28 protein-coding genes are annotated in these 26,073 nt (G+C 72.9%); 16 read left to right on the forward strand and 12 right to left on the reverse strand.

What is annotated here, in order from left to right:
- Positions 1-87 precede the first annotated feature (87 nt).
- Both RM844_RS02705 and RM844_RS02710 read right to left on the reverse strand, forming a co-directional pair.
- Entirely contained in the window at positions 88-1,032 is a 945-nt protein-coding gene (locus RM844_RS02705) for an SURF1 family cytochrome oxidase biogenesis protein (RefSeq protein WP_311664208.1), read from the reverse strand.
- Between the two features lie 25 nt (positions 1,033-1,057).
- Complete coding sequence (locus RM844_RS02710; RefSeq protein WP_311664353.1) at positions 1,058-2,047, reverse strand: DEDDh family exonuclease; 990 nt, start codon at positions 2,045-2,047, stop codon at positions 1,058-1,060.
- Between the two features lie 180 nt (positions 2,048-2,227).
- On the opposite strand from RM844_RS02710, the gene moaA reads away from it, so the two are divergent.
- A complete protein-coding gene (moaA, locus tag RM844_RS02715) occupies positions 2,228-3,211 on the forward strand; it encodes a GTP 3',8-cyclase MoaA (RefSeq protein WP_311664210.1) in 984 nt (327 codons plus the stop codon).
- Between the two features lie 37 nt (positions 3,212-3,248).
- Here the strand turns inward: moaA and RM844_RS02720 are convergent, their stop codons facing one another.
- From RM844_RS02720 to RM844_RS02740, 5 genes are all read right to left on the reverse strand, one after another.
- On the reverse strand, positions 3,249-3,476 hold the full coding sequence (locus RM844_RS02720; RefSeq protein WP_311664212.1) for a hypothetical protein: 228 nt from the start codon (positions 3,474-3,476) through the stop codon (positions 3,249-3,251).
- Positions 3,477-3,736: 260 nt separating this feature from the next.
- Positions 3,737-4,087, reverse strand: a complete 351-nt coding sequence (locus tag RM844_RS02725) for a DUF3099 domain-containing protein (RefSeq protein ID WP_311664214.1) — start codon at positions 4,085-4,087, stop codon at positions 3,737-3,739.
- Between the two features lie 37 nt (positions 4,088-4,124).
- The gene (gene tyrS, locus RM844_RS02730; protein WP_311664216.1) at positions 4,125-5,528 is read right to left on the reverse strand and encodes a tyrosine--tRNA ligase; all 1,404 of its coding nucleotides are present in this window, start codon (positions 5,526-5,528) and stop codon (positions 4,125-4,127) included.
- Between the two features lie 223 nt (positions 5,529-5,751).
- Positions 5,752-7,152, reverse strand: coding sequence for a metallopeptidase TldD-related protein (locus RM844_RS02735; RefSeq protein WP_311664218.1), 1,401 nt, complete (start codon positions 7,150-7,152; stop codon positions 5,752-5,754).
- Positions 7,149-8,672 carry a TldD/PmbA family protein gene (locus RM844_RS02740; protein ID WP_311664220.1) on the reverse strand — a complete coding sequence of 508 codons (1,524 nt, stop codon included), beginning with the start codon at positions 8,670-8,672 and terminating at the stop codon, positions 7,149-7,151. Before RM844_RS02740 ends, RM844_RS02735 begins: the two co-directional genes overlap by 4 nt.
- Before the next feature lie 315 nt (positions 8,673-8,987).
- Here RM844_RS02740 and fabG point away from each other — a divergent pair, with 315 nt between their 5' ends.
- Positions 8,988-9,707 carry a 3-oxoacyl-[acyl-carrier-protein] reductase gene (fabG, locus tag RM844_RS02745; protein WP_311664222.1) on the forward strand — a complete coding sequence of 240 codons (720 nt, stop codon included), beginning with the start codon at positions 8,988-8,990 and terminating at the stop codon, positions 9,705-9,707.
- 3 nt (positions 9,708-9,710) lie between these two features.
- Entirely contained in the window at positions 9,711-10,490 is a 780-nt protein-coding gene (fabI, locus tag RM844_RS02750) for an enoyl-ACP reductase FabI (RefSeq protein WP_311664224.1), read from the forward strand.
- A gap of 50 nt (positions 10,491-10,540) precedes the next feature.
- Here the strand turns inward: fabI and RM844_RS02755 are convergent, their stop codons facing one another.
- Complete coding sequence (locus RM844_RS02755) at positions 10,541-11,215, reverse strand: FadR/GntR family transcriptional regulator (protein ID WP_311664226.1); 675 nt, start codon at positions 11,213-11,215, stop codon at positions 10,541-10,543.
- A 76-nt stretch (positions 11,216-11,291) separates the two neighbouring features.
- Here RM844_RS02755 and RM844_RS02760 point away from each other — a divergent pair, with 76 nt between their 5' ends.
- The 4 genes from RM844_RS02760 to RM844_RS02775 all read left to right on the forward strand — a co-directional run bounded on the left by RM844_RS02760 (position 11,292) and on the right by RM844_RS02775 (position 13,787).
- Complete coding sequence (locus tag RM844_RS02760; RefSeq protein ID WP_311664228.1) at positions 11,292-12,566, forward strand: CynX/NimT family MFS transporter; 1,275 nt, start codon at positions 11,292-11,294, stop codon at positions 12,564-12,566.
- Positions 12,567-12,582: 16 nt separating this feature from the next.
- Positions 12,583-12,699, forward strand: coding sequence for an SGM_5486 family transporter-associated protein (locus tag RM844_RS02765; protein ID WP_311664230.1), 117 nt, complete (start codon positions 12,583-12,585; stop codon positions 12,697-12,699).
- Positions 12,700-12,979: 280 nt separating this feature from the next.
- Complete coding sequence (locus tag RM844_RS02770) at positions 12,980-13,162, forward strand: hypothetical protein (protein ID WP_311664232.1); 183 nt, start codon at positions 12,980-12,982, stop codon at positions 13,160-13,162.
- Between the two features lie 106 nt (positions 13,163-13,268).
- On the forward strand, positions 13,269-13,787 hold the full coding sequence (locus RM844_RS02775; RefSeq protein WP_311664234.1) for a SixA phosphatase family protein: 519 nt from the start codon (positions 13,269-13,271) through the stop codon (positions 13,785-13,787).
- A gap of 9 nt (positions 13,788-13,796) precedes the next feature.
- On the opposite strand, the gene serB is transcribed toward RM844_RS02775, so the two are convergent.
- On the reverse strand, positions 13,797-15,002 hold the full coding sequence (gene serB / locus RM844_RS02780; protein ID WP_394814401.1) for a phosphoserine phosphatase SerB: 1,206 nt from the start codon (positions 15,000-15,002) through the stop codon (positions 13,797-13,799).
- Positions 15,003-15,259: 257 nt separating this feature from the next.
- Between serB and RM844_RS02785 the strand changes: the two genes are divergently transcribed.
- The 5 genes from RM844_RS02785 (at position 15,260) to RM844_RS02805 (ending at position 20,373) form a co-directional block, all read left to right on the forward strand.
- Positions 15,260-17,692: an FHA domain-containing protein gene (locus tag RM844_RS02785; RefSeq protein ID WP_311664238.1), complete on the forward strand. Its 2,433-nt coding sequence runs from the start codon at positions 15,260-15,262 to the stop codon at positions 17,690-17,692.
- A gap of 109 nt (positions 17,693-17,801) precedes the next feature.
- Complete coding sequence (locus RM844_RS02790; RefSeq protein ID WP_311664240.1) at positions 17,802-18,950, forward strand: GAF domain-containing sensor histidine kinase; 1,149 nt, start codon at positions 17,802-17,804, stop codon at positions 18,948-18,950.
- A complete protein-coding gene (locus tag RM844_RS02795) occupies positions 18,943-19,578 on the forward strand; it encodes a response regulator transcription factor (protein ID WP_311664242.1) in 636 nt (211 codons plus the stop codon). Before RM844_RS02790 ends, RM844_RS02795 begins: the two co-directional genes overlap by 8 nt.
- A gap of 161 nt (positions 19,579-19,739) precedes the next feature.
- Positions 19,740-19,979, forward strand: coding sequence for a chaplin (locus RM844_RS02800; protein WP_311664244.1), 240 nt, complete (start codon positions 19,740-19,742; stop codon positions 19,977-19,979).
- 154 nt (positions 19,980-20,133) lie between these two features.
- The gene (locus RM844_RS02805; RefSeq protein ID WP_311664246.1) at positions 20,134-20,373 is read left to right on the forward strand and encodes a chaplin; all 240 of its coding nucleotides are present in this window, start codon (positions 20,134-20,136) and stop codon (positions 20,371-20,373) included.
- Between the two features lie 107 nt (positions 20,374-20,480).
- Here RM844_RS02805 and RM844_RS02810 read toward each other — a convergent pair whose 3' ends face one another.
- Complete coding sequence (locus tag RM844_RS02810; RefSeq protein ID WP_311664251.1) at positions 20,481-21,269, reverse strand: hypothetical protein; 789 nt, start codon at positions 21,267-21,269, stop codon at positions 20,481-20,483.
- A 131-nt stretch (positions 21,270-21,400) separates the two neighbouring features.
- Between RM844_RS02810 and RM844_RS02815 the strand changes: the two genes are divergently transcribed.
- The 3 genes from RM844_RS02815 (at position 21,401) to RM844_RS02825 (ending at position 23,700) form a co-directional block, all read left to right on the forward strand.
- Entirely contained in the window at positions 21,401-22,192 is a 792-nt protein-coding gene (locus tag RM844_RS02815; RefSeq protein ID WP_311664267.1) for an ABC transporter ATP-binding protein, read from the forward strand.
- 66 nt (positions 22,193-22,258) lie between these two features.
- Positions 22,259-22,684 (forward strand): NfeD family protein, encoded by a 426-nt coding sequence (locus tag RM844_RS02820; RefSeq protein WP_311664269.1) that lies wholly within the window; start codon positions 22,259-22,261, stop codon positions 22,682-22,684.
- A 56-nt stretch (positions 22,685-22,740) separates the two neighbouring features.
- Entirely contained in the window at positions 22,741-23,700 is a 960-nt protein-coding gene (locus RM844_RS02825; protein ID WP_311664271.1) for an SPFH domain-containing protein, read from the forward strand.
- An 82-nt stretch (positions 23,701-23,782) separates the two neighbouring features.
- Here the strand turns inward: RM844_RS02825 and RM844_RS02830 are convergent, their stop codons facing one another.
- Entirely contained in the window at positions 23,783-24,304 is a 522-nt protein-coding gene (locus tag RM844_RS02830; RefSeq protein ID WP_311664273.1) for an HNH endonuclease, read from the reverse strand.
- Between the two features lie 132 nt (positions 24,305-24,436).
- Entirely contained in the window at positions 24,437-24,976 is a 540-nt protein-coding gene (locus RM844_RS02835) for a YbhB/YbcL family Raf kinase inhibitor-like protein (protein WP_311664275.1), read from the reverse strand.
- A gap of 83 nt (positions 24,977-25,059) precedes the next feature.
- Here RM844_RS02835 and RM844_RS02840 point away from each other — a divergent pair, with 83 nt between their 5' ends.
- Positions 25,060-25,731, forward strand: coding sequence for a DNA-3-methyladenine glycosylase (locus tag RM844_RS02840; RefSeq protein WP_311664277.1), 672 nt, complete (start codon positions 25,060-25,062; stop codon positions 25,729-25,731).
- Positions 25,732-26,073 lie beyond the last annotated feature (342 nt).

Below are 26,073 nucleotides of genomic sequence, written 5' to 3' on the forward strand. Positions count from 1 at the left end.
GTTCCTCCCGACGCGGGTTCGGGGCCGTGCCCCCGGTCGCCCGGTCGCCCGGCCGGTCGGTCGGTCGGTCGCCAGGCGTACGGGCCGTCAGGCCTTCGAGGCTTCCGGAGTGGGTTCCGGCTCGGGGGCCGCGGTCTTCGGGCTCGCGCTGTCTGTTCCCGCCGCTTCTGGCGAACCAGGCCGCGGCCCCGCCGGGCCCGCGGGCTTCGGACGCGCCGCCGCCGAACCGGCCGCCCCCGGGCTCGCCGGCTTCGCCGGGCGGGCCGCCTTGGCGGCCGCGGCGCGACGGTCCTTGACGTCGCGGCGCAGGAGCAGGACCCAGCCGATGGGGACTCCGGCGGTGAAGATCCACCACTGGATCGCGTAGGCGAAGTGCGCGCCGATGCCCGTGTGGTCCGGCGCCGGTACCGGCTCCAGGGCCGGCTCGGCCGGGTCCGGCGGGGTGGTCTCGACCAGCTCCAGGTAGCCGCGCAGCATCGGCTGGCCCAAATCGGCCGCCCGCTGCTCGCTGTTGACCAGCATCGTCATGCCGTCCGGCAGCCCGGAGCGGTCCCGGATGCCGGTGTTGGCCGAGGTCTCGTCGCGCATCAGCCGGCCCGTCACCGTGACCTCGCCGTCCGGCGCCGCCGGCACCTCGGGTGCCTGCCGCGGGTCCTGGCCGGCGGCGATCCAGCCGCGGTTGACCAGCACGGCGGGGCCGTCCGCTGGCAGCAGCGGGGTCAGCACGTAGTACCCCATGGCCTCGTCCGCGTTGGTGCGCTGGCGCACCAGGACCTCGTGCTCCGGGGCGTAGGAGCCGGTGGCGGTCACCTGGCGGAAGCGGTCGGCGTCGGCCGGGCCCGCGTCCACCCCGGTCAGATCGGCCATCGGCACCGGATCGGCGTCCAGACTGGCCGAGATCAGGTCGTTCCTGGCCACCCGCTGCTCATGACGGTCCAGCTGCCAGAAGCCGAGCCAGATCATGGTCGGGATCAGCAGCAGCGCGATCAGGGTGAGAATCACCCACTGCCTGGACAGCAGAAAGCGGTACACGCCTGCTGACGCTACCCGAAGCCGGTCACTGGCCCGGCGCCGGGGCCACGTCCCGCAGCAGGTGGGTGAAGGCGGCCTCGTCCAGGATCGGCGTGCCGTGGACCCGGGCCCTGGCCACCTTGCTGGTCGTCGACTCCGGTGTGTTGGTCACCAACAGGCTGGTCAGCCGGGAGATGCTCGTCGCCACGTGGAGGCCGGCCTCGTACGCCTGGTCCTCCAGCAGCTCCCGGTCTATCGAGGTGTCCCCGGAGAAGGCGACCCGCATGCCCTGCACCAGCCGGCCGCCCGGCTCGTACCGGCCCGGGTTGGGGTAGGGGCAGGCGGGGCGGCGCCGGGGGGCGCGCCAGCCGCGCCAGGCGCCGGCGGCCTGGCCGGCGCCCCGCCGCGCGCCGGCCGACGGCCCCTCAGCCCACTCCGTGATCGGGCGGCACGGGTGCAGCGGCAGCGGCAGCCGGCGGCTGGCCGCCTCGTGGAGGCTGGGCAGGAACGCCTCGGCCAACACCCGGGCGTCGTCCAGCGCGTGGTGCGCCTGGCGCTGGGCCACGCCGAAGTGCCCCACCAGCGTCTCCAACTTGTGGTTGGGCAGCGGCAGCGCCAGCTCCTTCGCCAGCCGGATGGTGCACAGCCGCTCCCGCACCGGCGGCGTGCGCCCGGCCCTGGCGAACTCCCGGGCCAGCATCGTCCAGTCGAAGACCGCGTTGTGCGCGACCAGCACCCGGTCCGCCAGCCGCTCGGCCAACTCGTCGACGACCTCCGCGAAGAGCGGCGCCCCGGCCAGCACCTCCGAGGTCAGCCCGTGGATCCAGACCGGGCCCGGATCGCGTTGGGGATTGACCGGGCTGTACCAGTGGTCCTCCACCTCGCCCCTGGCCGTCAGCCGGTAGACGGCGGCGGAGACGATCCGGTCGTGGCTGGCCAGGCCCGTGGTCTCGACGTCCACCACGGCGAAGCCCGACGGATAGCCCGCGGGCCAGGGGCCGTCGTGGGTGGTCCGCTGCGGTGGGAGGTCGACCATGGCGGGCTGGTAGTGGTCTTCGAGCATGGTCCCAGAGGATACGGGCCGGCACCGACAGTGCCCGTCCTCCGCCCGGCAGTTGACCCGTGGGCCGGCCGTCGGCCCGTCGACTCCCGCGGCCTGTCACAGGGGTGACGTACGCTGCCTGACATCTGCTTCCACCAGCGGAGGTGCTCTGAGATGCTCCTCGACACCCATGGCCGGACCGCGACCGACCTGCGGGTCTCCCTCACGGACCGGTGCAACCTGCGCTGTACCTACTGCATGCCGGAGGAGGGGCTGGCCTGGCTGGCCAAGTCCACCCTGCTGACCGACGACGAGATAGTGCGCCTGGTCGCCCTGGCCGTCGGCGAGCTGGGGGTGACGGAGGTCAGGTTCACCGGCGGGGAGCCGCTGTTGCGGCCTGGGCTGGTCTCGATCGTGGCACGCTGCGCCGAGTTGCGCCCCCGCCCCCGGCTCTCGCTGACCACCAACGGCATCGGCCTGGAGCGCACGGCGGAGGCGCTGCGCGCCGCCGGCCTCGACCGGGTCAACGTCTCGTTGGACACGCTCAGCCCCGAGACCTTCGAGCGGCTCACCCGCCGCCGGCGGCACGCCGACGTGCTGCGCGGCCTGGCCGCTGCCCGGGCCGCCGGGCTCACCCCGGTCAAGGTCAACTCGGTGCTGCTGCCCGGGGTCAACGACGGGGAGGCGCCCGAGCTGTTGGCCTGGGCGCTGGCCGAGGGGTACGAGCTGCGGTTCATCGAGCAGATGCCGTTGGACGCCCAACACGGCTGGCAGCGCGGCCAGATGATCACGGCCGGGGAGATCCTCGCGGCGCTGGAGCGGCGGTTCACCCTCACCCCCGAGGGCGGTCGGGGGGCGGCGCCGGCCGAGCGGTGGCTGGTGGACGGCGGCCCCGGCCGGGTCGGCGTGATCGCCTCGGTCACCCGCCCGTTCTGCCGGGCCTGCGACCGGACCCGGCTGACCGCCGACGGCCAGGTGCGGAACTGCCTCTTCGCCCGCGGCGAGTCGGATCTGCGGGGCCCGCTGCGGGCCGGCGCGAGCGACGCCGAGCTGGCCGAGCTGTGGCGGCGCGCGATGTGGGGCAAGAAGGCCGGCTCCGGACTGGACGACCCGGGCTTCGAGCAGCCGCAGCGGCCGATGTCGGCGATCGGCGGCTGACCCGGCCGGCCGGGGCGTGCGGCCAGGCCCTGGCGGGTCAGCCCTCGCGGGCCTGCCACTCGGTGAGCGGGACGGTCTCCTTCAGGAAGCCGCGCACGCCCAGGAAGTGCCCGAGGTACTCCCGGTGCTCCTCGCAGGCCAGCCAGGTCTTGCGGCGCTCGGGCGTGTGCAGCTTGGGGTTGTTCCAGGCGAGCACCCAGACGGCCGCCGCCCGGCATCCCTTGGCCGAGCAGCTCAGCGCTGCCTCGGCTGGCTCGTTCGACACGGTTCCTTCCACGGTCTTCCTCGGGTCCGCGCCGTCGGACGGCGGGTGGGCCGGAGCGGGGGAGCGGGCGGCCGGGAGCCGCTGACCGCGCCCGGACAGAACGACGCCGGGCGGCCACGGGGGGAGCCGCCCGGCGTCTACGCGTCATTCCGACGGGGGATACGGAACGACGCACTTGAAGTATGACACGCATGGGGGCGTTCATTGCAGGGGAATGACCCAAATGATCTGAGCATCTCCCGACGCCGCGCGCCCGCTTGTCAACTCTGTTCCCGGGCCTCCCGCGGCCCCGGCGGCAGCGCCGCAGGGGCGATCGCGTCGGTCACGAAGGCGGAGGGCAGCGAGGGCACGTTCTCCCGTCCGGCGTTGGCCACCACCACCGCGATGTACGGCAGCGCGACCCCCAGCGCCAGCGTGCAGACCGCCAGCGGCAGGCTGACGTTCCACAGCAGCGCCGTCAGCAGCACCGCCACGGTGCGCACCAGCATGGCGATGATGTACCGGCGCTGCCGGCCCCGGACATCGTCCTCCAGACTCTGCCGGGCACCGGTGATCCGGTACACCTCAACGTCCTTGCCCCGGCGGTCACCGGGTCCGCGCCAGCGCGCCATCTCGCATCACCCTCCCCCACGGTATGCCAGTGCCCGGTCAGCCGCGCAGCTGGGCCAGCTTTCGGCCGGCCTTGAGGTAGCGGCCGTCCAGCGGCGCGGCGCCGGCCCGTTCGGCCAGCACCTCGGCCAGCGGGCGCAGCGCGTCCGCCTCGGCCAGCACCTCGGTGCGCTGCTCGCCGTTCTCCTCCAGGACCAGCCGCAGGGCGTTCTGCTTGGCCAGCCGCCGGGCGGCCGAGGCGCTCGGGGCGAACTCCAGCACCCGGGTCAGCACGGTGGCCACCGACTCGGCGCCGTGCTCGGCGAGCGAGACCTCCGGCAGCGCGTCCACCTCGGCGAAGCTGCGCCGGGAGAACTGCGCGGTGAACCCGGCCCGGGCCGCCATCGCCGCCTCGACGCCGTGCAGCGCCGTGGTGACCTCGCCGGCCAGCAGCTTCTTCAGGTCCATCGGGTGCAGGGAGCCGTCCGCCAGCCGGGCCCGCACCACGTCCAGCTCGGCGTCCGTCCACTCCGTCCAGGCCCGCAGGTAGGGCTCCATCAGCCGGTCCGGGATGGACATGACCTTGCCGAAGACATCGCCGGCCGTGGCGTTCAGCCCGATGTAGTTCCCCTTGGACTTCGACATCTTGGCGCCCGAGCCGTCGGTGCCCTCGATCAGCGGCATCCCGATGATCAGCTGCGGGGTCAGGCCGTAGATCTCCATCACCCGGCGGCCGGTCTGCATGTTGAGCAGCTGGTCCACGCCGCCCAGCTCGACGTCGGCGTCGATCTCGGCCGAGTCGATGGCCATCGCCACCGGGTAGATCAGCTCCGACATGCTCAGCCCGTGGCCGGCCTCCAGCCGGGTGCGGAAGTCGTCGCGCTGGAGCAGCGCGGAGGCCGAGACCTGGGAGAGCACCCCGATCAGCCGCGGCAGCGTGAAGCCGGCCAGCCACTCGCTGTTGTGCCGGAACCGCACCTGCTCGAAGTTGAAGAACGGCCGCACCTGCTCCCGGTAGGAGGCCAGGTTGCGGGCGATGTCCTCGTCGGTCAGCGGCGGGCGCTCCGCCGACCGGCCCGAGGGGTCGCCGATCTTGGCGGTGATGTCGCCGATGATCAGCGTGACCTCGTGGCCCATCCGCTGGAACCGGCTGAGCACCGTCATCGGCACCGCGTGCCCCAGGTGCACGTCGGCCGCGGTCGGGTCGATGCCCAGCTTCACCCGCAGCCCGCGCCCCTCGGCGCGCGCGGTCTCGATCCGCTCCGCCAGCCGCTCGGCGGACGGCAGCACCTCGACCGCGCGGGCCGCGATCAGCTCGGCCTGCTCCCCGGCGGACAGGTCGGTCAGGTCCAGATAACGCCGCGTGGCCGTCTCCTCCAGCAGTCGCTGAACGGTGGTGTCGGAGGAGAGGTCCTGCGCCAGCAGCGCGCTGACGCGCCGCACGGATTCGCCGAGGCGTGTCACGTTTCGGTCCTGCCATGGTCGGGGATCAGGGACGAGCCGATTCTACGGGGGCGCCGGCGGCGTCGTCCCGGCGGTTTCGCCGGCCGCGACGGACCGGACGCCGCCCACGTCACCGCTGGTCAGGGTGGTTCGTCCGGTTTCGGCTCGCGCGGCGGCCCCGGCGGGCGCCGAGCCGGCACGGCCGCTGCCGGCCCGCCGCCCCGGCGCCCGCCCGGGGGCCGGGTCACACCCCGGGGCTCACCGAACTCATGTGGAACTCGGGGACCCGCAGGCCCGGCATCGCGGTGCGCGGGAAGTACTCGCCCCACTCCCTGGACCTGGTCAGCTCGGTCGCGGTGGCCTCGCTGGCCCGGGCCAGCACCTCGACGGGGGACTCGTTGAACCGGAAGTTGGTCACCTGCCCCACCACCTCGCCGCCCTCGACCAGCAGGACGCCGTCCCTGGTCAGGCCGGTGAGCAGCAGGTTCTTCGGGTCCACCTCGCGGATGTACCAGAGCGAGGTGACCAGCAGGGCCCGGTCGGTGGTCGCGATCAGCTCGTCCAGCGAGCGGGTCCCGCCCGCCTCCAGCACCAGGTTGTCCACCACGGGGGCCAGCGGCAGCCCCGTCAGCTCGGCGGTGTGCCGGGTGTTGGGCAGGGTCCGCAGCACCCCGTCGGCGATCCAGTCCGTCCTGGCCAGCGGCAGCCCGTTGTCGAAGACGGAGCTGGCCGCGAAGAACGCGTCGGTCGAGGAACGCGAGATCACGAACGGCGCCGCCGCCAGGCCGGCGGCGGCCGGGTCGCTGTAGAGCGTGATCGGCAGCGGGGACAGCCGTTCGCCGACCCGGGTGCCGCCGCCGGGGCGGCTGAAGACGCTGCGCCCCTCGTGGCTCTGCCGGGCGTCGCTGGTGAGGTGCTGGTAGAGCAGCAGGTCGGCGACGCTGCTCGGCGGCAGCAGCGTCTCGTAGCGGCCGGGCGCCAGCTCGATCGTCCGGTCCGCCCAGGCCAGCCGCCGGGCCAGCGTCGCGTCCAGCGCGGCGACGTCCACGGCGGCGAAGTCCGGCGTGGCCACGGCGCCGTAGGAGGATCTGCTCCGGCCGTGCGACTTGGCGTTCAGCTCCAGGTGGCCGCTCGGCTGGTCGTGCCGCAGCCGCAGCCCGGTCGAGGTGCCCAGGTAGTGGGAGACCACCTCGTGCTCGGCGTAGCCGAAGAGCTCGCGGCCGGCGGCAGCGGCCCGGGCGAAGGTCTCGCCCAGCGCCGGCGCGAAGGCGTCGAAGACCGAGGCCGAGGTCTCCGCCGGCGGCTCGGCGAAGTCCGGCGACCCGGCCCGGCCGGCCACCAGCGGCCGGGCGTCCTCGGCGGCCGGGGACTGCCGGGCCGCGTGCTCGGCCGCCGCCACCAGCGTGGCCAGCCGGTCGGCGTCGACGGCCGACTCCGACGCCACCCCGGCGGCGACGCCGGTGGCGCCGGCCACGGTGGCGATGACCGTGACGCGCCGGCCGCGGGTCACGCCGTTGGTGGTCAGCGCGTTGCCGGCCCAACGGAGGTTGGCCGAGCTGTGTTCCTCGACGATCACCACCGTGCCGTCGGCCCGGGAGGCGGCCAGCGCGCGCTCGACGGTCTCCTGTGGGCTGAGCGCGGTCATCGGCCGGCCTCCTGCGTGGTGTTGAGCACGTTCACGTTCCGGAACAGCGCGGACGGGCAGCCGTGTGAGACGGCGGCCGCCTGCCCGGGTTGCGCCTTGCCACACCGGAACGTGCCGCCGAGTACGTAGGTGCCGGGGCCGCCCACGGCCTCCATCGACCCCCAGAAGGAGGTCGTCGTGCCCTGGTAGGCGACGTCGCGCAGCTGCCCGGCCAGCTTGCCGTCCTTGATCCGGTAGGCGAGTTGCTCGGTGAACTGGAAGTTGTAGCGCTGCATGTCGATCGACCAGGAGCCGTCGCCCACCAGGTAGACGCCGTTCGCCACCCGGGAGATCAGCTCCGCCGTGTCGGGGCCGACCGGGTCCGGCTGGAGGGAGACGTTGGCCATCCGCTGGAGCGGCACGTGGCCGGGGGAGTCGGCGAAGGCGCAGCCGGTGGAGCGGTCGAAGCCCTGCCGCCGCGCCATCCGCCGGTCCGTCTGGTAGCCGACCAGCACCCCGTCCCTGACCAGGTCCCAGTGCTGTCCGGCCACGCCCTCGTCGTCGTAGCCGATGGTGGCCAGCCCGTGCTCCACCGTCCGGTCTCCGGTGACCCGCATCACGTCCGAGCCGTAGCGCAACGTGTTGAGCTGGTCGAAGGTGGCGAAGGAGGTGCCGGCGTAGGCCGCCTCGAAGCCCAACGCGCGGTCCAGCTCGGTGGCGTGGCCGATCGACTCGTGGATGGTCAGCCAGAGGTTGGACGGGTCGATCACCAGGTCCTGCGGTCCCGGGGTGACCGAGGGCGCGGTCATCTTCTCCGCCAACAGCTCCGGCATCCGGGCCAGTTCGTCGTCCCAGTCCCAGCCGGTGCCGGTGAGGTACTCCCAGCCGCGGCCGACCGGCGGGGCCAGCGTCCGCAGCTGGTCGAACCGGCCGGACGCCGGGTCGACGGAGGTCGCGGTCAGCGAGGGCGCGACCCGCACCCGCTGCTGCGTGGTGACGGTGCCGGCGGTGTCCGCGTAGAACTTGTTCTCCCGCACCGCCCACAGCTCGGCGTCCACATGGCTGACCCCGGCCCCGGCCAGCAGCCGGGAGCTGTAGTCGGCGAGCAGCTCGATCTTCTCCGCGTCGGGCACGTCGAACGGGTCGGTCTCGTACGCCGAGACCCAGGTCCGCTCGCCGTGCGCGGGCTCGTCGGCCAGCTCGACCGGCTCGGTGCCGCCGGCCGCCGCGCCGACCCGCGCCGAGAGCCGGGCCATCGCCACCGCCTGGCCGGCCACCCGGGCCGCGCCGTTCATGGTCAGCTCGTCGCCCGCGGCGAAGCCCCAGGCGCCGCCCAGCACCACGCGGACCGCGTAGCCGGTGGTGGTGTCGGACTCGGAGCCGGCCGGCCGCGCGTCGCGCAGCGACCAGCGGGCCGAACGGATCGACTCCAGCCGGAAGTCGGCGTGTTCGACGCCCAGGGCGCGGGCCCTGGCGAGGGCGGCGTCCGCCAGCTGTCGTAGGGGAAGCGCGAGGAACGCCTCGTCGATGGTTCTGGGCAAGCGTCTCTCCTGTGTCTCGGCCGTTCCGGAGTCCCCGGCCGCCGCGTCGTCGGGCCGGCGGGACGGTTTGTCTCCGGGGCATACCCGGCGCGGGCGCGCGCGGTGTGCGCCCGACTGTGATCCTCGACTCCCAACCCCCCGTTGGCCAAGGCCTTTCGGGCCCGCGCCGCGGGTGTCGGGGCGGTGGCCGGGGCGGGCGGTGGCTGTGGGAACCCGACAGCGAGCGGGGGCGGTGCCTGTCGTGCCTCGGTTATCGTCTGCCCGACCGGAAGGTCTAGCGTGGTCGGCAGGACATGAGACGAAAGAGGTGGTCCCTTGAGCCGCTCGGTACTGGTGACCGGAGGCAACCGCGGACTTGGCCTGGCCATCGCCCGCGAGCTGGCCGCGGCGGGTGACAAGGTCGCCATCACGCACCGCTCCGGCGAGCCGCCCCAGGAGCTGTTGGACCTGGGTTGCCTGCCGGTGAGATGCGACATCACCGAGCCGGAGCAGGTGGAGCAGGCGTTCAAGGTGGTGGAGGACGCGCACGGCAAGGTCGAGGTGCTGGTGGCCAACGCCGGCATCAACCGCGACCAGTTGCTGCTGCGGATGTCGGAGGAGGACTTCACCTCCGTGCTGGAGACCAACCTCACCGGCACCTTCCGGGTGGTCAAGCGGGCCAGCAAGGGCATGTTGCGGGCCAGGTCCGGGCGGATCGTGCTGATCTCCTCGGTGGTGGGGCTGCTGGGCTCGGCCGGGCAGGTCAACTACGCCGCCTCCAAGTCGGGCCTGGTCGGTTTCGGCCGGTCGCTGGCCAGGGAGTTGGGTTCCCGCGGCATCACCTGCAACGTGGTCGCCCCCGGGTTCATCGAGACCGACATGACCAGGGAGCTGACCGAGACGCAGCGCGACAGCATCATCGAGCGGGTGCCGCTGGCCCGTTACGGCGCGCCGGAGGAAGTCGCCGCCACCGTGCGCTTCCTGGCCTCGGCCGAGGCCGCGTACATCACTGGAGCCGTCATCCCCGTTGACGGCGGATTGGGCATGGGGCACTGAACAATGAGCGGACTTCTCGCCGGTAAGCGGATCCTCGTCACCGGGGTCCTCACCGAGTCCTCGATCGCCTTCCACGCCGCCCGGCTGGCGCAGGAGGAGGGCGCCGAGGTGGTCCTCACCGGCTTCGGCCGGCTCTCCCTGGTGCAGCGGATCGCCAAGCGGCTGCCCAAGCCGGCCCCGGTGATCGAGCTGGACGTGCAGAACCCGGAGCACCTGGCCGGGCTGGCCGCCCAGGTCAGCGAGCACCTGGGCGAGGGCGTGGGCCTGGACGGGGTGGTGCACTCCATCGCGTTCGCCCCGCAGGACGCCCTGGGCGGCAACTTCCTGCACACCGACTGGCCTTCGGTGGCCACCGCGGTCGAGGTCTCGGCGTTCTCCCTGAAGTCGCTGACCATGGCGCTGCTGCCGCTGCTTGAGCAGCGCGGCGGCGCGGTCGTCGGCATGGACTTCGACGCCCAGGTGGCCTGGCCCAAGTACGACTGGATGGGCGTCTCCAAGGCCGCCCTGGAGGCCACCTGCCGCTACCTGGCCCGGGACCTGGGGAGCCGGAACATCCGGGTCAACCTGGTCTCCGCCGGCCCGATCAAGTCCATGGCCGCCAAGTCCATCCCGGGCTTCGAGGAGCTGGCCGACGTGTGGAACACCAGGGCGCCCATCGGCTGGGACCTGGCGGACCCGGAGCCGGCCGCCCGCGCGGTGGCCGCGCTGATGTCGGACTGGTTCCCGAAGACCACGGGCGAGATCGTGCACGTGGACGGCGGCGTCCACATGATGGGGGCCTGACACCCCCGCCCGACGAGCCGCGCGCCCCGGCCAGGGGCGCGCGGCTCGGTTCAGTACAGCGCGTGGCCGCAGATCCTGGCGTAGGAGCCGGCCTCCTCGGCCGCGGTCTCCGGGTCGCCGGCCCGGATGGCGGCCACCAGCCGGCTGTGGTCCATGTGCGCGTCGGGGCGTAGCTCGTCGCCCACATCATGGCGCAAAAAGGCCCTTACCACCGAGCCGAGATCCGCGTACAGGGCGGTCAGCACCTCGTTCTTCGAGGTCTGCACCACCGCCATGTGGAAGGTGGCGTCCGCCTCGACGAACCGCTCCACGTCCCCGGTGTCCCAGGCGGTCTCCCGGCGGGCCAGCAGGTGTTCCAGCTTCCGCAGCTCGGCCGGGGTCCGGCGGCGGGCGGCGAGCCGGGCCGCGGCGGCCTCCAGGGTGCTGCGCACCTCGGCGACGTCCCGCGGCTGGGCGTCCCCGAACCGCCGGTGCATCACCCCGGCCAGCTCGCTGGTGGCCACCACGTAGGTGCCGGAGCCCTGCCGGATGTCCAGCAGCCCGTTGTGGGCCAGCGCCCGGATCGCCTCGCGGACCGTGTTCCGCGCCACACCGAGCTGCTCGACCAGCTCGGGCTCGGTCGGGATGCGAGCGCCCACCGGCCACTCTCCCGAGGTGATCTGGAGCCGCAGCTGTCCGATCACCTGGTCAGCCAACGCGGCGCGCCGTGGCGCGGTCAGTGACATGGCTCTCCCCGTTGCCGGCAGCCCAGGGCCCAGGCCCGTGAGCCGATATTCATCCCATGATTCTATGATGGTCCTCATGGGGCTCCTTCAGAAAGACCGTACTCCGCCCCGGCGTTCCGTCGTCCGTGACCGACCACCCACCGGCCACCCCGACGTACCGGCGCGTCGAGGACGCTGGCTGCTGGCGCTGGCCCTGGTGCTGACCGCACTCAACCTGCGCCCCGCCATCTCCGGGCTCGGCCCGGTACTCGCCGAGGTCCGCCGGGACCTGGGCATGTCCGCCACCGTCGCCGGCCTGCTCACCTCGGTGCCGGCGCTCTGCTTCGCGGTCTTCGGACTCACCGCGCCCCGACTCGCCGGCCGCTTCGGCCCGGCGAGGGTGGTGCTCGTCGGGCTGGCCGCGGTCAGCGCCGGCCTCGGGCTGCGCGCCCTCGCCCCCAACACCGCCGTCTTCCTCGCCACCAGCGCGTTGGCGCTGGGCGGCATAGCCGTCGGCAACGTGCTGATGCCGGTGCTGGTCAAGCGGTTCTTCCCGGACCGCCTCGGCCTGGTCACCGGCCTCTACTCGATGGGCCTGGCGCTCGGCACCGCGGCCGCCGCCGCCCTCACCATCCCGATCACCCGGGCGCTCGGCGACAACTGGCGCCTGGGGCTCGCCGGTTGGGCGGTGCTCGCCGGACTGGCGCTGGTGCCCTGGCTGGTGGCCGCGCCCCGCCTGCGGGGCGGCGACGCCCGGCTGACGGCCGGCACCCGCCGGGAGGCCGACCCGCCGCCGAGGGTGAGCCGCTCGCCGGTCGCCTGGGCACTGGCGGTCTTCTTCGGACTCCAGGCCACCGCCGCCTACATCACCATGGGCTGGCTGCCGCAGATCTACCGGGACGCCGGCGTCTCCGCCTCCACCGCCGGCCTGCTGCTGGCGCTGGTGATGGGGATGAGCGCGCCGCTCAGCTTCGTCGTCCCGGCGCTCGCCACCCGGCTGCGCACCCAGGGGCCGATCGTGATCGCCGTCGGGCTCTGCGGCCTGGTCGGCTACCTCGGCCTGTGGCTGGCGCCGGCCGCCGGCGCCTGGGTCTGGGCGGTACTGCTCGGCGTCTCCAACACCGCGTTCACCGTGGCGCTCACCATGATCGGCCTGCGCGCCCGCACCGGCGCCGGGGTGATCCGGCTGTCCGCCTTCGCGCAGAGCGTGGGCTACCTCATCTCCGTGCCCGGCCCGCTGCTGGTGGGCGCGCTCAACGGGGCGACCGGCGGCTGGTCGGCGCCGCTGGCCCTGATGCTGGCGCTGCTGCTGGCCCAGGTGTGCTGCGGCGTGCTCGCCGGCCGGAACCGGTGCGTGGAGGACGGGCACTGAGTGCGAGACTGGTGCCATGCCAGCCCTTGACCCGAACCCGCGCAACGGTCAGCGCAACCTGCTGCTGATCCTGGGAGCCATGCTCGTCCTCACGGTCGTCATCGCCGTGATCGCCACCATCGCCTCCCCCTGAGCGTCCCGGGTCCCCACGTGCGCCGAACGCCCCGGGCGTTCCGGGCGCCGCCGGGGGCCCGGCCCCCGAACCCCGCGTGCCCCACCGGCCCCCCGGGCCACCCGGGCGGGCCGGATGGTGGGGCTGGCCCCACCATCCCCTAGGGGGCTGGGTTCAGGGGGGACTGGGTGGCTCACCGGATGGGCCGCGCGCGGCGCCTTCCGTAGATTCGTGGTGACCGGGAGCGGTCCCCCGATGGCGGGACGCGCCGCATCCCGCCGCCACGGACGGAGTCACGCGCATGACCGCTCACGCCCGGCCAACCCATCGGGAACTCCGCCTGCGCTGGTGGGCGGTGGCCCTGCCGGTCGCCGTCTTCCTGGCGCTGCTCGCCCTGCTGGCCGCCGGCGGGGGGAACGAGACCGCCCACGCCACCGACCCGATCGCCCGGTTCGTCGAGCATCTCCGCGGCACCCTGCTCTGACCCCGGCCCGCCGGCCCGACCGCGTCCGCCCCGAGCGGTCCACCCGGGCGGCGGGGACGCCCAACCTCCGGCGCCCATATACGCGTTTCGTGCGAAGCTGGGGCACATGAGCGTCGAAGTTGCCCGCAGGATCGTTCTTCTCCGACACGCCAAAGCCGACTGGCCCGAGGTCGCCGACCACGAGCGGCCGCTCACCGAACGGGGCCGTCAGGACGCGCACCTCGCCGGCCGCTGGCTCGCCGGCGCCGGCGTCCGCCCCGAACTCACCCTCTGCTCCACCGCCGTCCGAGCCCGCGACACCTGGAAGCTCTGCGCCACCGAGCTGCCCCACCGCCCCAGGACCAGCTACGAGGAGCGGCTCTACGAGTCCTCGCCAGGCGAGGTGATCGCCGTGCTCAACGAGCTGGACGACGCGGTGCGTGACGTGCTGGTGGTCGGCCACAACCCGACCCTGCACGGCCTGGCCGACGTGCTCGCCGGCACCGCCGAGGGCGACACCCGCGCCCGGCTGCACGCCACCGGCTTCCCGACCGCGGCCCAGGCCGTGTTGAGCCTGACCGGCGACTGGAAGTCGGTCGAGCCGGGCGTCGCCCACCTGGCCACCTTCTGGACCCCGCACCCCTGAGCCCGGAGGCTAGCCCTGGGCGTCGGCGGCCTCCACTTCCTCCCTGGTGATGCCCAACAGGTAGAGCACGGTGTCCAGGAACGGCACCGAGACCGCCGTGTGCGCGGCCTCCCGGACCAACGGCTTGGCGTTGAACGCCACCCCGAGGCCGGCCGCGTTCAGCATGTCCAGGTCGTTGGCGCCGTCGCCGATCGCCACCGTCCTGGACAGCGGCACCCCGGCCTCGGCCGCGAACCGCCGCAGCAGCGTCGCCTTGCCCGGCCGGTCCACCACCTCACCGGTGACCCGGCCGGTCAGCTTCCCGTCCACCACCTCAAGGGTGTTGGCCGCGGCGAAGTCCAACCCGAGCCGCTCCCGCAGCGCGTCGGTGACCTGCGTGAAGCCACCGGAGACCACGCCCACCTGGCAGCCGAGCCGCTTCAGCGTGCGGATCAGGGTCCGCGCGCCGGGGGTCAGCCGCACCTCCGACCTGACCTTGTCGATCACCGACTCGTCCAGGCCGGCCAGCAGCGCCACCCGCTGGTGCAGCGACTGCTCGAAGTCCAGCTCGCCCCGCATCGCCGCCGCCGTCACCTCGGCGACCCGCTCCTCGCAGCCGGCGTGCGCCGCGAACAGCTCGATCACCTCGTCCTGGATCAGCGTGGAGTCCACGTCCATCACCACCAGCCGCGGCGCCCGACGCTGGAGGCCGGAGGAGACCACCGCGATGTCCACGCCACTGGCCGCCGCCTCCTTGGCCAGCGCCGTGCGCAGCTCCTCGGTCGGCACCCCGGAGACGTCGAACTCCACGGCGGTGACCGGGTACTTGGCCAGCCGGTAGATGCGGTCGATGTTGCCGCCGGTGGCCGCTATCCGGGAGGCGACCACCGCCGTGGTGTCCGCGGTCAACGGGTTCCCCAGGACCGTCACATGGCTGCGCCCGGTGCCCCGGGACGGGTTGTCGCCGGTGCCGGAGATGATCTCCGCCTGGAGACCGGCGCCCTCGGCCCAGGCGTGCACCGTCGCCCGCAGCTCGCCCTCGCTCGCCGCCTCCCCGTCCGGTGGCCGGATCAGTACGCACAGCGTGATCCGGCCGCGGGTGACGACCTGCTCGATGTCGATCACGTCCACCTGGAAGGCGGCGAGGGTCCGGAAAAGCCCGGCGGTAAGCCCCGGACGGTCCTTGCCGAAGATCTTCACCAGCAGCGTCGGGGCGTGTTGATCGGCCCAATTCATGGAGGTCATGATGGGTCCCACGGTAGCGGCTGGCGGGGCGCCGGCCACCGCGCGGTCCGGCTGCCGGACAGCCCTCCACCCGGGCCCGCCGCGGGGCGACACGTCACGGCCGTGCGCGCGCTTCGCGACAGCTTGGCGACTTTCGGGGGGCGACTTCCCGTTTCCGGGCCGAGCCTGGAATAGTTCCCCGACGATGTACAACCATCCCTAGACTTCCGGCCGGAGGTCACTCGGGGGACAACTTTGTGGGGCATGGAGTGCCGGAACTCGTACTCGAATTGAACGGTCAAATCTGGACATTGGACCCTACCAGGTCGTACAGCCTCGGTAGAGATCCACAGGGCGACTTCGTCCTGCAGGACGCTCGCGTCTCGTGGCGTCACGCGACCGTGCGGTGGGGCGGGCAGAGCTGGGTCGTCGAGGACCACGGCAGCACCAACGGGACCTACGCCCAGGGCCAGCGCGTCCAGCAGCAGACGCTGGCGCCCGGCTCGGTGATACACCTGGGCAACGCGACCGACGGCCCCCGGCTGGCGTTCTCCGCCGGCGCCGCGGCGGCCTACCAGTCGCAACAGGCGCCGTCCGTCCCCTACCAGGCGCAGCCGCCCCAGGGCATGCCACACGGCGGGCCCCCAGCCGGCCCGCCGCCGGCCCACCAGCCGCCGGCCGGTGACCCCACCAACGGGGCGACCAGCCTCCACCGGCTCAACGTCGGCCAGGTCACCCGGATCGGCCGTGCCCTGGAGAACGAGCTGGTGGTCTCCGACCTCCAGGTCTCCCGGCTGCACGCCGAGTTCCAGGCGTACCCGGACGGCCGGTTCGAGATCCACGACCTGGGCAGCCACAACGGCACCTACGTCAACGGCCAGCAGCTGCCCAAGAACGGGCGGGCCAACCTCGGCCCCAACGACACCGTCGGTATCGGCCACTCGACCTTCCGCCTGGTGGGCAACCAGCTCCAGGAGTTCGTCGACACCGGTGAGGTCTCCTTCTCGGCCCGCCACCTGACCGTCCAGGTCAACAACGGCCAGACCACGATCCTCAACGACGTCTCCTTCGGCGTGCCGGAGAAGTCGCTGATCGGCGTCATCGGCCCCTCGGGATCCGGCAAGTCCACGCTGCTGCGGGCGCTCACCGGCTACCGCCCGGCCACCTACGGCGAGGTCCTCTACGACCACCGGAACCTCTACACCCACTTCGCCGAGCTGCGCCACCGCATCGGCCTGGTGCCGCAGGACGACATCCTGCACACCGCGCTGCCCATCCGGCAGGCGCTCCGCCTGGCCGCCCAGCTCCGGTTCCCCGGCGACGTCGCGGCCGCCGAGCGCAACCACCGGGTGGAGGAGGTGCTGGCCGAGCTGAAGCTGGTGCCCCACGCCGACAAGCGGATCTCCTCGCTCTCCGGCGGCCAGCGCAAGCGGGTCTCGGTCGCCCTGGAGCTGCTCACCAAGCCCTCGCTGATCTTCCTCGACGAGCCGACCTCGGGCCTGGACCCCGGCATGGACCGGGACGTCATGCAGCTGCTGCGCGGCCTCGCCGACGACGGCCGCACCGTCCTGGTGGTCACCCACTCGGTGGCCGAGCTGGGCCTGTGCGACCGGGTGCTGGTGATGGCGCCGGGCGGCGGCGTGGCCTACTTCGGCCCGCCGGACGAGGCGCTGAACTTCTTCGGCTACGACAGCTGGGCCGACGTCTTCTCCGCCTTCGAGAACTACCGCGACTACGACTGGATGGGCCGCTGGCGCGGCTCCCAGCACTACCAGATGTACGCCGCCGACCTGGACGCGGTGCAGCCGCAGGCCACCCACCACCAGCCGATGGGCGCGCTGATCCAGCAGAAGGCGCAGACCTGGGGTGCCCAGGTGCTGACGCTGATGCGCCGCTACTCCGCGGTGATCCTCGCCGACAAGGGCTTCCTCGGCCTGACCGTCGCCCTGCCGGTCATCCTCGGCCTGGTCAGCCTCGCCATCCCGGCCGACAGCGGCCTCGGCTACGGCCCGATCGAGGTCGAGGGCCGCAACGGCGACGCCAGCATCGTGCTGCTGGTCCTGGTGGTCGGCATGTGCTTCGCCGGCGCCGCGAACGCCGTCCGGGAGCTGATCAAGGAACGGGTGATCTACGAGCGAGAACGCGCCGTCGGCCTGTCCCGCTCCGCGTACCTGATGTCCAAGGTCTTCGTGCTGGGCATCGTCACCGTGCTCCAGGGCGCCATCCTGTGCGGCATCGGCTTCGCCCCGCGCGACATGCCCCCGGAGGGCGTGCTCTTCACCGACTCGCCGGCCATCGAGATGAGCCTGGTCATCATGATCCTGGGCTGCACCTCGATGATGATCGGGCTGGTGATCTCCGCGCTGGTGCGCACCTCCGAGATGACCATGCCGCTGCTGGTCATGATCTCCGTGGTCCAGCTCGTCTTCACCGGCGCCCTGTTCCAGGTGCACGGCACCCTCGGCGTCGAGCAGCTGGCGTGGCTGATGCCCTCCCGCTGGGCGCTGGCCGGCACCGGCACCACGGTCGACCTCAACACCCTCACCGCCTCGCCCGGCGGCGGCGACTCCGACCCGCTGTGGGAGCACGAGCTGGGCTACTGGCTGCTGGACGTCAGCGCCCTGGTGGTGCTCGGCGTGATCTGCGGCTTCCTGGTGATGAAGTTCCTGCGCCGGCACGAGCCCGAGGTCATGCGGGCCTGACCCGGCCGACCGGCGCCGCACTCCGCCGCCGGTCCTAGGCCCCGGGCCCTAGCCCGTACCCCGCCGCCGCCCGATCCGACCCGGGCGGCGGCGGGTTACCGTTTCCGGCATGGGCCAACCCACCGGTCTCGCGGCCGTCAGCGCCGCGCTGCTCGCCATGAACCGCACGCTCCAGGTGCACGACGTGCTCCAGACCATCGTGCGCTCGGCCCGCGAGCTGCTGGACGCCCGCTACGCCGCGCTGGGCATCCCGGACGGCAACGGCGGCTTCGCCCAGTTCTTCGTGGACGGCGTCAGCGACCGCCAGTGGAAGGCCATCGGCCCGCTGCCCCGCCAGCACGGCATCCTCGCCGCCATGCTCGGCTCCGCCACCCCGGTCCGGCTCGCCGACGTCCGACGCGACCCGCGCTTCGAGGGCTGGCCGGCCGCCCACCCCGAGATGACCGACTTCCTCGGCATGCCGATCGTCGCCGGCGAAGAGGTGCTCGGCGCGATATTCCTGGCCAACAAGCGCTGCCCCAGGGGCGCGCCGCGCCCCGACGGCTGCGGCTTCACCGGGGCCGACGAGGAACTGCTCCACCTGCTCGCCGAGCACGCCGCCATCGCCCTGACCAACGCCCGCCTCTACGAGCGCAGCCGCGAGCTGACCATCTCCGACGAGCGCGCCCGGCTCGCCCACGAACTGCACGACGCCGTCTCCCAGAAGCTCTTCTCGCTCCGGCTGACCGCCCAGGCCGCGGCCACCCTGCTCGACCGCGACCTGGAACGGGCCCGCGGCGAGCTGCGCCAGGTCGCCGCCCTCGCCGCCGAGGCCGCCGAGGAGCTGCGCGCCGCCGTCATCGAGCTACGGCCCGCCGCCCTGGACGAGGACGGCCTCAGCGCCACCCTGCGCGCCCAGGTCCAGGTGCTGGACCGCGCCCACCCGGCCCGGGTGCGCTGCGCCACCCGCGACACCAGGGCACTGCCCGCCCCGCAGGAGGCCGCCCTGCTGCGGGTCGCCCAGGAGGCGCTGCACAACGCGCTGCGACACGCCTCGCCCTCGGCCGTCGACGTGCTGCTGCACCGCCGGGGCGGCGCCACGGTGCTGCGGGTCAGCGACGACGGGACCGGCTTCGACCCGGAGGCGGTGCGGACCGCCGGCCGCCACCTCGGGCTGGTCTCGATGCGGGACCGGGCGGCGGCCGTCGGCGGCACGCTCACCGTGCGGTCGGGCCCCGGCGAGGGAACCGTGGTGGAGATGGAGGTGCCAGGTGGCTGAGCACATTCGGGTGCTGATCGTGGACGACCACCAGGTGGTGCGGCGAGGCCTGCGCACCTTCCTGGAGGTGCAGGACGACATCGAGGTGGTGGGGGAGGCGGCGGACGGCTCCGCCGGTGTCGCGTGCGCCGAGGAGCTGCGCCCCGACGTGATCCTGATGGACGTCAAGATGCCCGGCACCGACGGCGTGGAGGCCCTCGGCCAGCTCCGTGAACGCGGCAACCCGGCCAGGGTGTTGATCGTCACCAGCTTCACCGAGCGCCGCACCGTGGTCCCCGCGCTGCGCGCCGGGGCGGCCGGCTACGTGCACAAGGACATCGACCCGGACGCGCTGGCCGGCGCCATCCGCTCGGTGCACGCCGGGCACGTGCTGCTGCAACCCGAGGTGGCCGGGGCGCTGTTGGCGCAGGAGAGCGGGGGCGGCGGCCGCGCCGGCTCGCTCACCGAGCGGGAACGCGAGGTGCTGGCGCTGATCGCCAGGGGGCGCGCCAACCGGGAGATCGCCCGGGCCCTGGTGCTCTCCGAGAAGACGGTCAAGACCCACGTCTCCAACATCCTGATGAAGCTGGACCTCGCCGACCGCACCCAGGCCGCCCTCTGGGCGGTGCGGCACGGCATCGCCGACTAGCGCCGCGCCAGGGCGAGTTGGGGTGCCGTCAACCGCGCTATTCATACCATCGGGTGAGGCGAGTGGCGCGAGCGTGTCCCGGCCAGGACGCGACCGTTCTTGATGGCGTGCCGGGGCAACCCCGCCCCGGTCCCTGAGAGAACCCAGCCAAAGGACTCCTCGTGAACAACCTCAAGAAGATCGGTACCGTCGCGCTCCTCGTCGGTGGCATCGCCGCCGCCGGCGCCGGGGTCGCCTCCGCCGACAGCAACGCCGTGGGCGGGGCCGCCGGCTCGCCCGGCGTCATCTCCGGCAACAACGTGCAGATCCCGCTGGACGTGCCGATCAACATCAGCGGCAACACCGTGAACATCGTCGGCCTGCTCAACCCGGCCTTCGGCAACTTCGCCGGCAACTTCTGATCCGGGCGACCGTCAGCCCACACACCAGGCGTTACCCGAACGTGGGTATCGGGTCCCCTGCCCGTGCCGCACGTCAGAGCGACGCGTTGTGCAGCGCGCGTCTCCCGACGAGGGAGACCGCCGCACAGAACACCGTCCAGGAAGGACGCAACACATGAACACCGCGAAGAAGGCCGCCCTGGTCCTCGCCGCCACCGGTGCCGCCGTGGGTGCCGCCGCCGGTAGCGCCGCGGCCCACTCCGGCGCCATCGGCGGCGCCGCCGCCTCGCCCGGCGTGGTCTCGGGCAACAACATCCAGGCGCCCATCCACCTCCCGGTCAACGTCGACGGCAACTCCGTCAACGTCGTCGGCCTGCTCAACCCGACCTTCGGGAACACGAGCGTCAACCACTGAGGCGCCAGCCACCACCGCGGCCCCCGGCGCCCCCGGCGCCGGGGGCCGTGCGCCCCCCCGCCCGTCCAACGTCACTGCCGCGCCGCTCAGCCCCGCTGCCGCGCCGCTCAGCCCCGCTGCCGCTCCAATTCCTCCGCGTACGCGTTGTACGCCGCCACCCGCGCCCGCCGCGCGGCCCGCTCCACCGGCCGCAGCAGCGCGTCCCGCCGCGCCATCTCGCCGGCGCTCACCGCCGCGCCCGCCCCGTCCCGCCCGGCGATCTCCACCAGCGCCGCCACCCGGCCCGCCAGCTCCAACACCCGCAGCGCACGCGGCGGATACCCCGGCGCCAACAGCTGCCGACCCCGCTCCATCCGCGCCCGGTACGCCGCCAGCGCCGCGTCCGCCACCGGCCCCGAACCGGCCACGTCCAGCACCGACAGCGCCGTCGTGGCGTCCCGCATCGCCTCGGCCAGCTCCCGCTCCGCCTCACCCAGCGACGGCACGTCCGCCGGCGGCGCCGGCCGCACCGCCATGACCCGCCAGACCACCTCGGTCAGCTCGTCCCCGACCGGCCCCCGCGTCTCCACCTCGGGCACCAGCCCCAGCGCAGGACCGGCCACCAGCGCCGCCTCACCGGCCACCAGCGCCGCCTCGTTGAACTCCGGCGGCCCGGACAGCCCCAGCGGATGCCCCGGCGCCGGCAGCGCGATCCGCAGCCCCACGGCCCCCAGCGCCCGCAGCCGCCCCAACGCCAGCGTCAGCCCCACCGGTCCCGACTCACCCGGCAGCCCCACCACCCGGTGCGTCCGGTCGTCGCCGACCACACCGGCCGCCGCGTCGTCCGGCGCCGCCAGCCCGGCCAGCAGCGCGTTGCCCCAGGCGGCCAGCCGCCCCACACGAGGTTCCTCCCACATGCCTCTACCTTAGGGAAGAAACCCGAACAACCCGCCTGACGCCCGATCCCGGGGACGGGTGGCGTAGGTTTTGTCCTGGGGAAGTGCCCGCAGGCACCGAAACGGCGATTGCAAGGGGAGATACCGCGCGCATGAGCGATGTACTGGAGCTGGTGGACGTATCGGTGGTCCGCGAGGGCCGGGCTCTGGTGGACAAGGTCTCCTGGTCGATCGCCGAAGGCGAGCGCTGGGTGATCCTTGGCCCCAACGGAGCCGGCAAGACGACCCTGTTGAACGTGGCCTCCAGCTATCTGTTCCCCACCTCGGGCACGGTGCAGATCCTCGGCGAGAAGCTCGGCGGCGTGGACGTCTTCGAGCTGCGCCCGCGCATCGGCATGGCCAGCAGCGCGCTCGCCGACAAGCTCTCCCGTCGGCAGACCGTCCTGCAGACCGTGCTGACCGCCGCCTACGGCATGACCGCCGGCTGGCAGGAGTCCTACGAGAGCGTGGACGAGCAGCGGGCCCGCGCCTTCCTCGACCGGCTCGGCATGAACGACCTGCTGGACCGCCGCTTCGGCACCCTCTCCGAGGGCGAACGCAAGCGCACCCAGATCGCCCGGGCCCTGATGACCGACCCCGAGCTGCTGCTGCTGGACGAGCCGGCCGCCGGCCTCGACCTCGGCGGCCGGGAGGACCTGGTGCGCCGCCTCGGCCGCCTGGCCCGCGACCCGTACGCCCCCTCGATGGTGATGGTCACCCACCACGTCGAGGAGATCGCCCCCGGCTTCACCCACGTACTGCTCATCCGCGGTGGCCGGGTGCTGGCCGCGGGCCCGGTGGACACCACGCTCACCTCGGCCCAGCTCTCCCGCTGCTTCGGCCTCCCGCTGGTGGTCGAACGCCAGGGCGACCGGTGGACCGCGAGAGGACTGCCGCTCGGCTGAACTCCCGGGCCCAGGTGACCGGTTCGCGATCTGTTCTCCGAGTGACCGGCGTTCTACCATGGGTTTGTGGACTTTTGGGTGTGGTGGCTGATCGCCGCCGGAGGATTCGGCATCGTTCTGGTACTCACGGCGATGCCGGAGCTGGGAATGCTCGGCGCGGGAGCCGTGGCCGCCGCCATCGCCGCGTCGTTCACCGACAACCTGGTGCTCCAGGTGCTGGTCTTCGCCGTGGTCTCCACCGCGCTGATCCTCGTGGTGCGCCCCATCGCCCGCCGGTCCCGCTCCGGCGGGCCGCCCGAGCTGCGCAGCGGCGTGGACGCCCTGATGGGCCGCACCGCGGTGGTGCTGGAGCGGGTCGACCTCCACAACGGCCGGATCAAGCTGGCCGGCGAGGAGTGGTCGGCCCGCGCCATGGGCGAGGACGACGCGTTCGAGCCGGGCACGCAGGTCAGCGTCGTGGAGATCGACGGAGCCACCGCCATCGTGATGTGATGGCTGCCGCGACACCTCGTCCATCCCAACTCAACTAGCAGCAGGGGGAGTACACGATGAACGCCATCATCATCGTGCTGATCATTCTGGTGGTGCTGGTCGTCATCGCGCTCGTCCAAACGATCCAGGTGATCCAGCAGGCCAGCGCGGCCATCGTCGAGCGCTTCGGCCGCTACACCCGCACCCTCAACGCCGGCCTGAACATCGTCGTGCCGTTCATCGACCGGGTCCGCAACCGCATCGACCTGCGCGAGCAGGTCGTGCCCTTCCCGCCGCAGCCGGTGATCACCCAGGACAACCTGGTGGTCAACATCGACACCGTCATCTACTACCAGGTGACCGACGCGCGGGCGGCGACCTACGAGGTCTCCAACTACATCCAGGCCATCGAGCAGCTCACCGTCACCACGCTGCGGAACATCATCGGCGGCATGGACCTGGAGCGCACCCTGACCTCCCGCGAGGAGATCAACGCCGCGCTCCGCGGAGTGCTCGACGAGGCCACCGGCAAGTGGGGCATCCGCGTCAACCGCGTCGAGCTGAAGGCCATCGAGCCGCCGACCTCCATCCAGGACTCGATGGAGAAGCAGATGCGCGCCGACCGGGACAAGCGCGCCGCGATCCTCCAGGCCGAGGGTGTGCGGCAGTCGGAGATCCTCCAGGCCGAGGGCGCCAAGCAGTCGGAGATCCTGCGCGCCGAGGGTGACGCGCGCGCCGCCGCCCTCCGCTCCGAGGGCGAGGCCCAGGCCATCCGCACCGTCTTCGAGGCGATCCACGCCGGCGACGCGGACCAGAAGCTGCTCTCCTACCAGTACGTGCAGATGCTGCCGAAGATCGCCCAGGGCGAGTCCAACAAGCTCTGGATCGTGCCCAGCGAGATCGGCGAGGCGCTCAAGGGCCTCGGTGGCAACCTCAACCGCATCACCGGCGCCGGCGACAACGGCGGTGGCGGCGACAACGGCGGCCCCACCCTGGACAAGCCGCCGTCCCCGCGGGAGCGCCCCTACATCGAGTGACCCAGCTTGGGACGAACAGGCGTGGCGCCCGGGGAGACCTCCCGGGGCGCCACGCCTGTCTGTTCCGCTGGAACCGCCCTGCTCAGGCGGCTTGCGGCGCGGCCCGCACCGTCAGCCAGTCCGGCAGCTCGGCCCCCGCCCACTGGCTGCCGTGCGCCAACAGCACCGCGTCGCCCGGCGTCGGCTGGAACGGCTCGACCAGCAGCCGCATGCGCGCCTCGGCCGGCGTCCGGTCCGCCTTCCGGCGGTTGTCGTCGGCGCACGCGGCGACGGTATTCAGCCAGGTGTCCCCACCCCCGCGGGACCGCGGCACCAGGTGGTCGACGGTGGTCGCCCGCCGACCGCAGTAGGCGCACCGGTGCCGGTCCCGGACCAGCACCCCGCGTCGTGACCAGGGCGCCTGTTGTCGGAACGGCACCTTCACGAACCGCCGCAGCCGGATCACCTGCGGCACCGGCAGATCGAGGGTCGCGGTCCGGAAGCTGCTGCCCGGCACGGCGTGCTCCACAACCGCCTTGCGCCGCAACACCAGCACCATGGCCCGGCGTGGTGTGACCGTCGTCAACGGCTCAAAGCTCGCGTTCAACACCAGGGTTCCACGCACCCCGACCACCTCCCCGATCCCGCGCCGCCGCACCCGGCGGGCCGACCACCACTGTGGCCGTCGTCACCACGGTCGAACAACGCAATTTCCCCGGGCGGAACGCCGCGGGACGGAGGGATGAACGTGGTCGACTCAGCCCTCGGCCGGCACCTCGTACTCGCCGATCAACTGGGCCCGGCCCAGCGCGTGGAAACGCAGCATGAAGCCCACCTGCGCGGGGGTGGCGTGCTCGTCAGGGCCGAGCCGCTCCTGGTCCACCGCGTAGACGGTGAACACGTAGCGGTGCGGGCCGTCCCCCGGCGGCGGCGCGGCGCCGCCGAAGTCCCGCGTCCCGTAGTCGTTGCGGACGTGCACCGCCCCGGCGGGCAGCAGGGAGCCGTCGGCCACGCCGGCCCCGGCCGGGAGTTCGGTGGTGCCGGCCGGCAGGTCGAAGAGCACCCAGTGCCAGAACCCGCTGCCGGTCGGCGCGTCCGGGTCGTAGCAGGTCACCGCGAAGCTCCTGGTCCCCTCGGGGAACCCGGACCAGGCGAGCTGGGGGGAACGGTTGCCCCCCGCGTGCACCTGCGCCTGGGGCAGCGGACCGCCGTCCGTGAACTCCTCACTGGTCACCGTGAACTCGGCCACCGGCGGGTGGAAGGCGTGGGGCAGGGGACGACGGCGCAACTCGGACATAGCGCAGAAACCTCCTCGTCGAACGGTTCGCTGGTGGCGTTAGCCTAGTCAGCCGAGCCCCTTGAGAACGCCGGAAGAGAGCCGTGCCGAACCCGATCGCCGACCAGCCGCTGCCCCGCGCCTTCTTCGACCGCCCGGTGTTGGAGGTCGCCCCGGAGCTGCTGGGCCGCACGCTGGTCCGCACCACCCGGGACGGTGTCATCACCGTCCGGATCACCGAGGTCGAGGCCTACGCGGGGGAGATCGACCCCGGCTCGCACGCCTACCGCGGCCGGACCGCGCGCAACGCCGCCATGTACGGCCCGCCGGGGCACGCCTACGTCTATTTCACCTATGGGATGTGGCACTGCCTCAACCTGGTCTGCGGTCCGGTGGGCCAGGCCAGCGGGGTGCTGTTGCGCGCCGGCGAGATCCTCACCGGCGCCGAGCTGGCCCGGCCGCGCCGGGCCAGCGCCCGCCGGGACGTGGAGCTGGCCAAGGGGCCGGCCCGGCTGGCCACCGCGCTCGGCGTGGACCGGGAGCTGGACGGCACCGACGTCTGTGGCGGGCCGGCCGGCGCCCCGCTCGGCGTCCGGCACGGCAGCCCGGCGGCCCGCCGGCTGGTCAACAATGGTCCCCGCACCGGGATATCGGGCGCCGGCGCGGTCCACCCGTGGCGCTACTGGATCGTGGGCGACCCCACCGTCAGCCCCTACCGGGCCCACCAGCCGCGCCGCCGACCTGCTCGACTTGACGGCGGGACCCCCGGGTCGTAACGTGGATCGAGTCGCCAAAAGCAGGTGCTCCACGGAGCCGGTCCCAGGACCCTCCGGAGTGGCTTCGGCGACACCCTCTATCTCAGCAGATGATCTCCCTTCCCGGGGCTTTTTTGGCACGCCGAAAAACAACCAGGAAGAGCCCGATTTGGAAATCGGGCGGGGATGGTCCTAAGCTAGAGGACATACCGAAGGGAAAGCCCGGAGGGCCTCGGAAGAGGTTCGAAGGAAGCGTCCGTTCCTTGAGAACTCAACAGCGTGCCAAAAGTCAATGCCAGATTTTTGAGTTATTTGCGAGGATGTTCGAGCATCTTTGTGGGTGGCTTTCTTTTGAAGCATTCA

Source organism: Streptomyces chisholmiae (assembly GCF_031845445.1).
Taxonomy (GTDB): domain Bacteria; phylum Actinomycetota; class Actinomycetes; order Streptomycetales; family Streptomycetaceae; genus Streptomyces; species Streptomyces chisholmiae.

Coding starts and splice junctions, on each gene's coding strand:
- RM844_RS02710 (WP_311664353.1), bottom strand. CDS start 2,047: ATGGTCGACCTCCCACCGCAGCGGACCACCCACGACGGCCCCTGGCCC.
- moaA (WP_311664210.1), top strand. CDS start 2,228: ATGCTCCTCGACACCCATGGCCGGACCGCGACCGACCTGCGGGTCTCC.
- RM844_RS02725 (WP_311664214.1), bottom strand. CDS start 4,087: ATGGCGCGCTGGCGCGGACCCGGTGACCGCCGGGGCAAGGACGTTGAG.
- RM844_RS02735 (WP_311664218.1), bottom strand. CDS start 7,152: ATGACCGCGCTCAGCCCACAGGAGACCGTCGAGCGCGCGCTGGCCGCC.
- fabI (WP_311664224.1), top strand. CDS start 9,711: ATGAGCGGACTTCTCGCCGGTAAGCGGATCCTCGTCACCGGGGTCCTC.
- RM844_RS02755 (WP_311664226.1), bottom strand. CDS start 11,215: ATGTCACTGACCGCGCCACGGCGCGCCGCGTTGGCTGACCAGGTGATC.
- RM844_RS02760 (WP_311664228.1), top strand. CDS start 11,292: ATGGGGCTCCTTCAGAAAGACCGTACTCCGCCCCGGCGTTCCGTCGTC.
- RM844_RS02765 (WP_311664230.1), top strand. CDS start 12,583: ATGCCAGCCCTTGACCCGAACCCGCGCAACGGTCAGCGCAACCTGCTG.
- RM844_RS02770 (WP_311664232.1), top strand. CDS start 12,980: ATGACCGCTCACGCCCGGCCAACCCATCGGGAACTCCGCCTGCGCTGG.
- RM844_RS02775 (WP_311664234.1), top strand. CDS start 13,269: ATGAGCGTCGAAGTTGCCCGCAGGATCGTTCTTCTCCGACACGCCAAA.
- serB (WP_394814401.1), bottom strand. CDS start 15,002: ATGAATTGGGCCGATCAACACGCCCCGACGCTGCTGGTGAAGATCTTC.
- RM844_RS02790 (WP_311664240.1), top strand. CDS start 17,802: ATGGGCCAACCCACCGGTCTCGCGGCCGTCAGCGCCGCGCTGCTCGCC.
- RM844_RS02805 (WP_311664246.1), top strand. CDS start 20,134: ATGAACACCGCGAAGAAGGCCGCCCTGGTCCTCGCCGCCACCGGTGCC.
- RM844_RS02810 (WP_311664251.1), bottom strand. CDS start 21,269: ATGTGGGAGGAACCTCGTGTGGGGCGGCTGGCCGCCTGGGGCAACGCG.
- RM844_RS02815 (WP_311664267.1), top strand. CDS start 21,401: ATGAGCGATGTACTGGAGCTGGTGGACGTATCGGTGGTCCGCGAGGGC.
- RM844_RS02825 (WP_311664271.1), top strand. CDS start 22,741: ATGAACGCCATCATCATCGTGCTGATCATTCTGGTGGTGCTGGTCGTC.
- RM844_RS02835 (WP_311664275.1), bottom strand. CDS start 24,976: ATGTCCGAGTTGCGCCGTCGTCCCCTGCCCCACGCCTTCCACCCGCCG.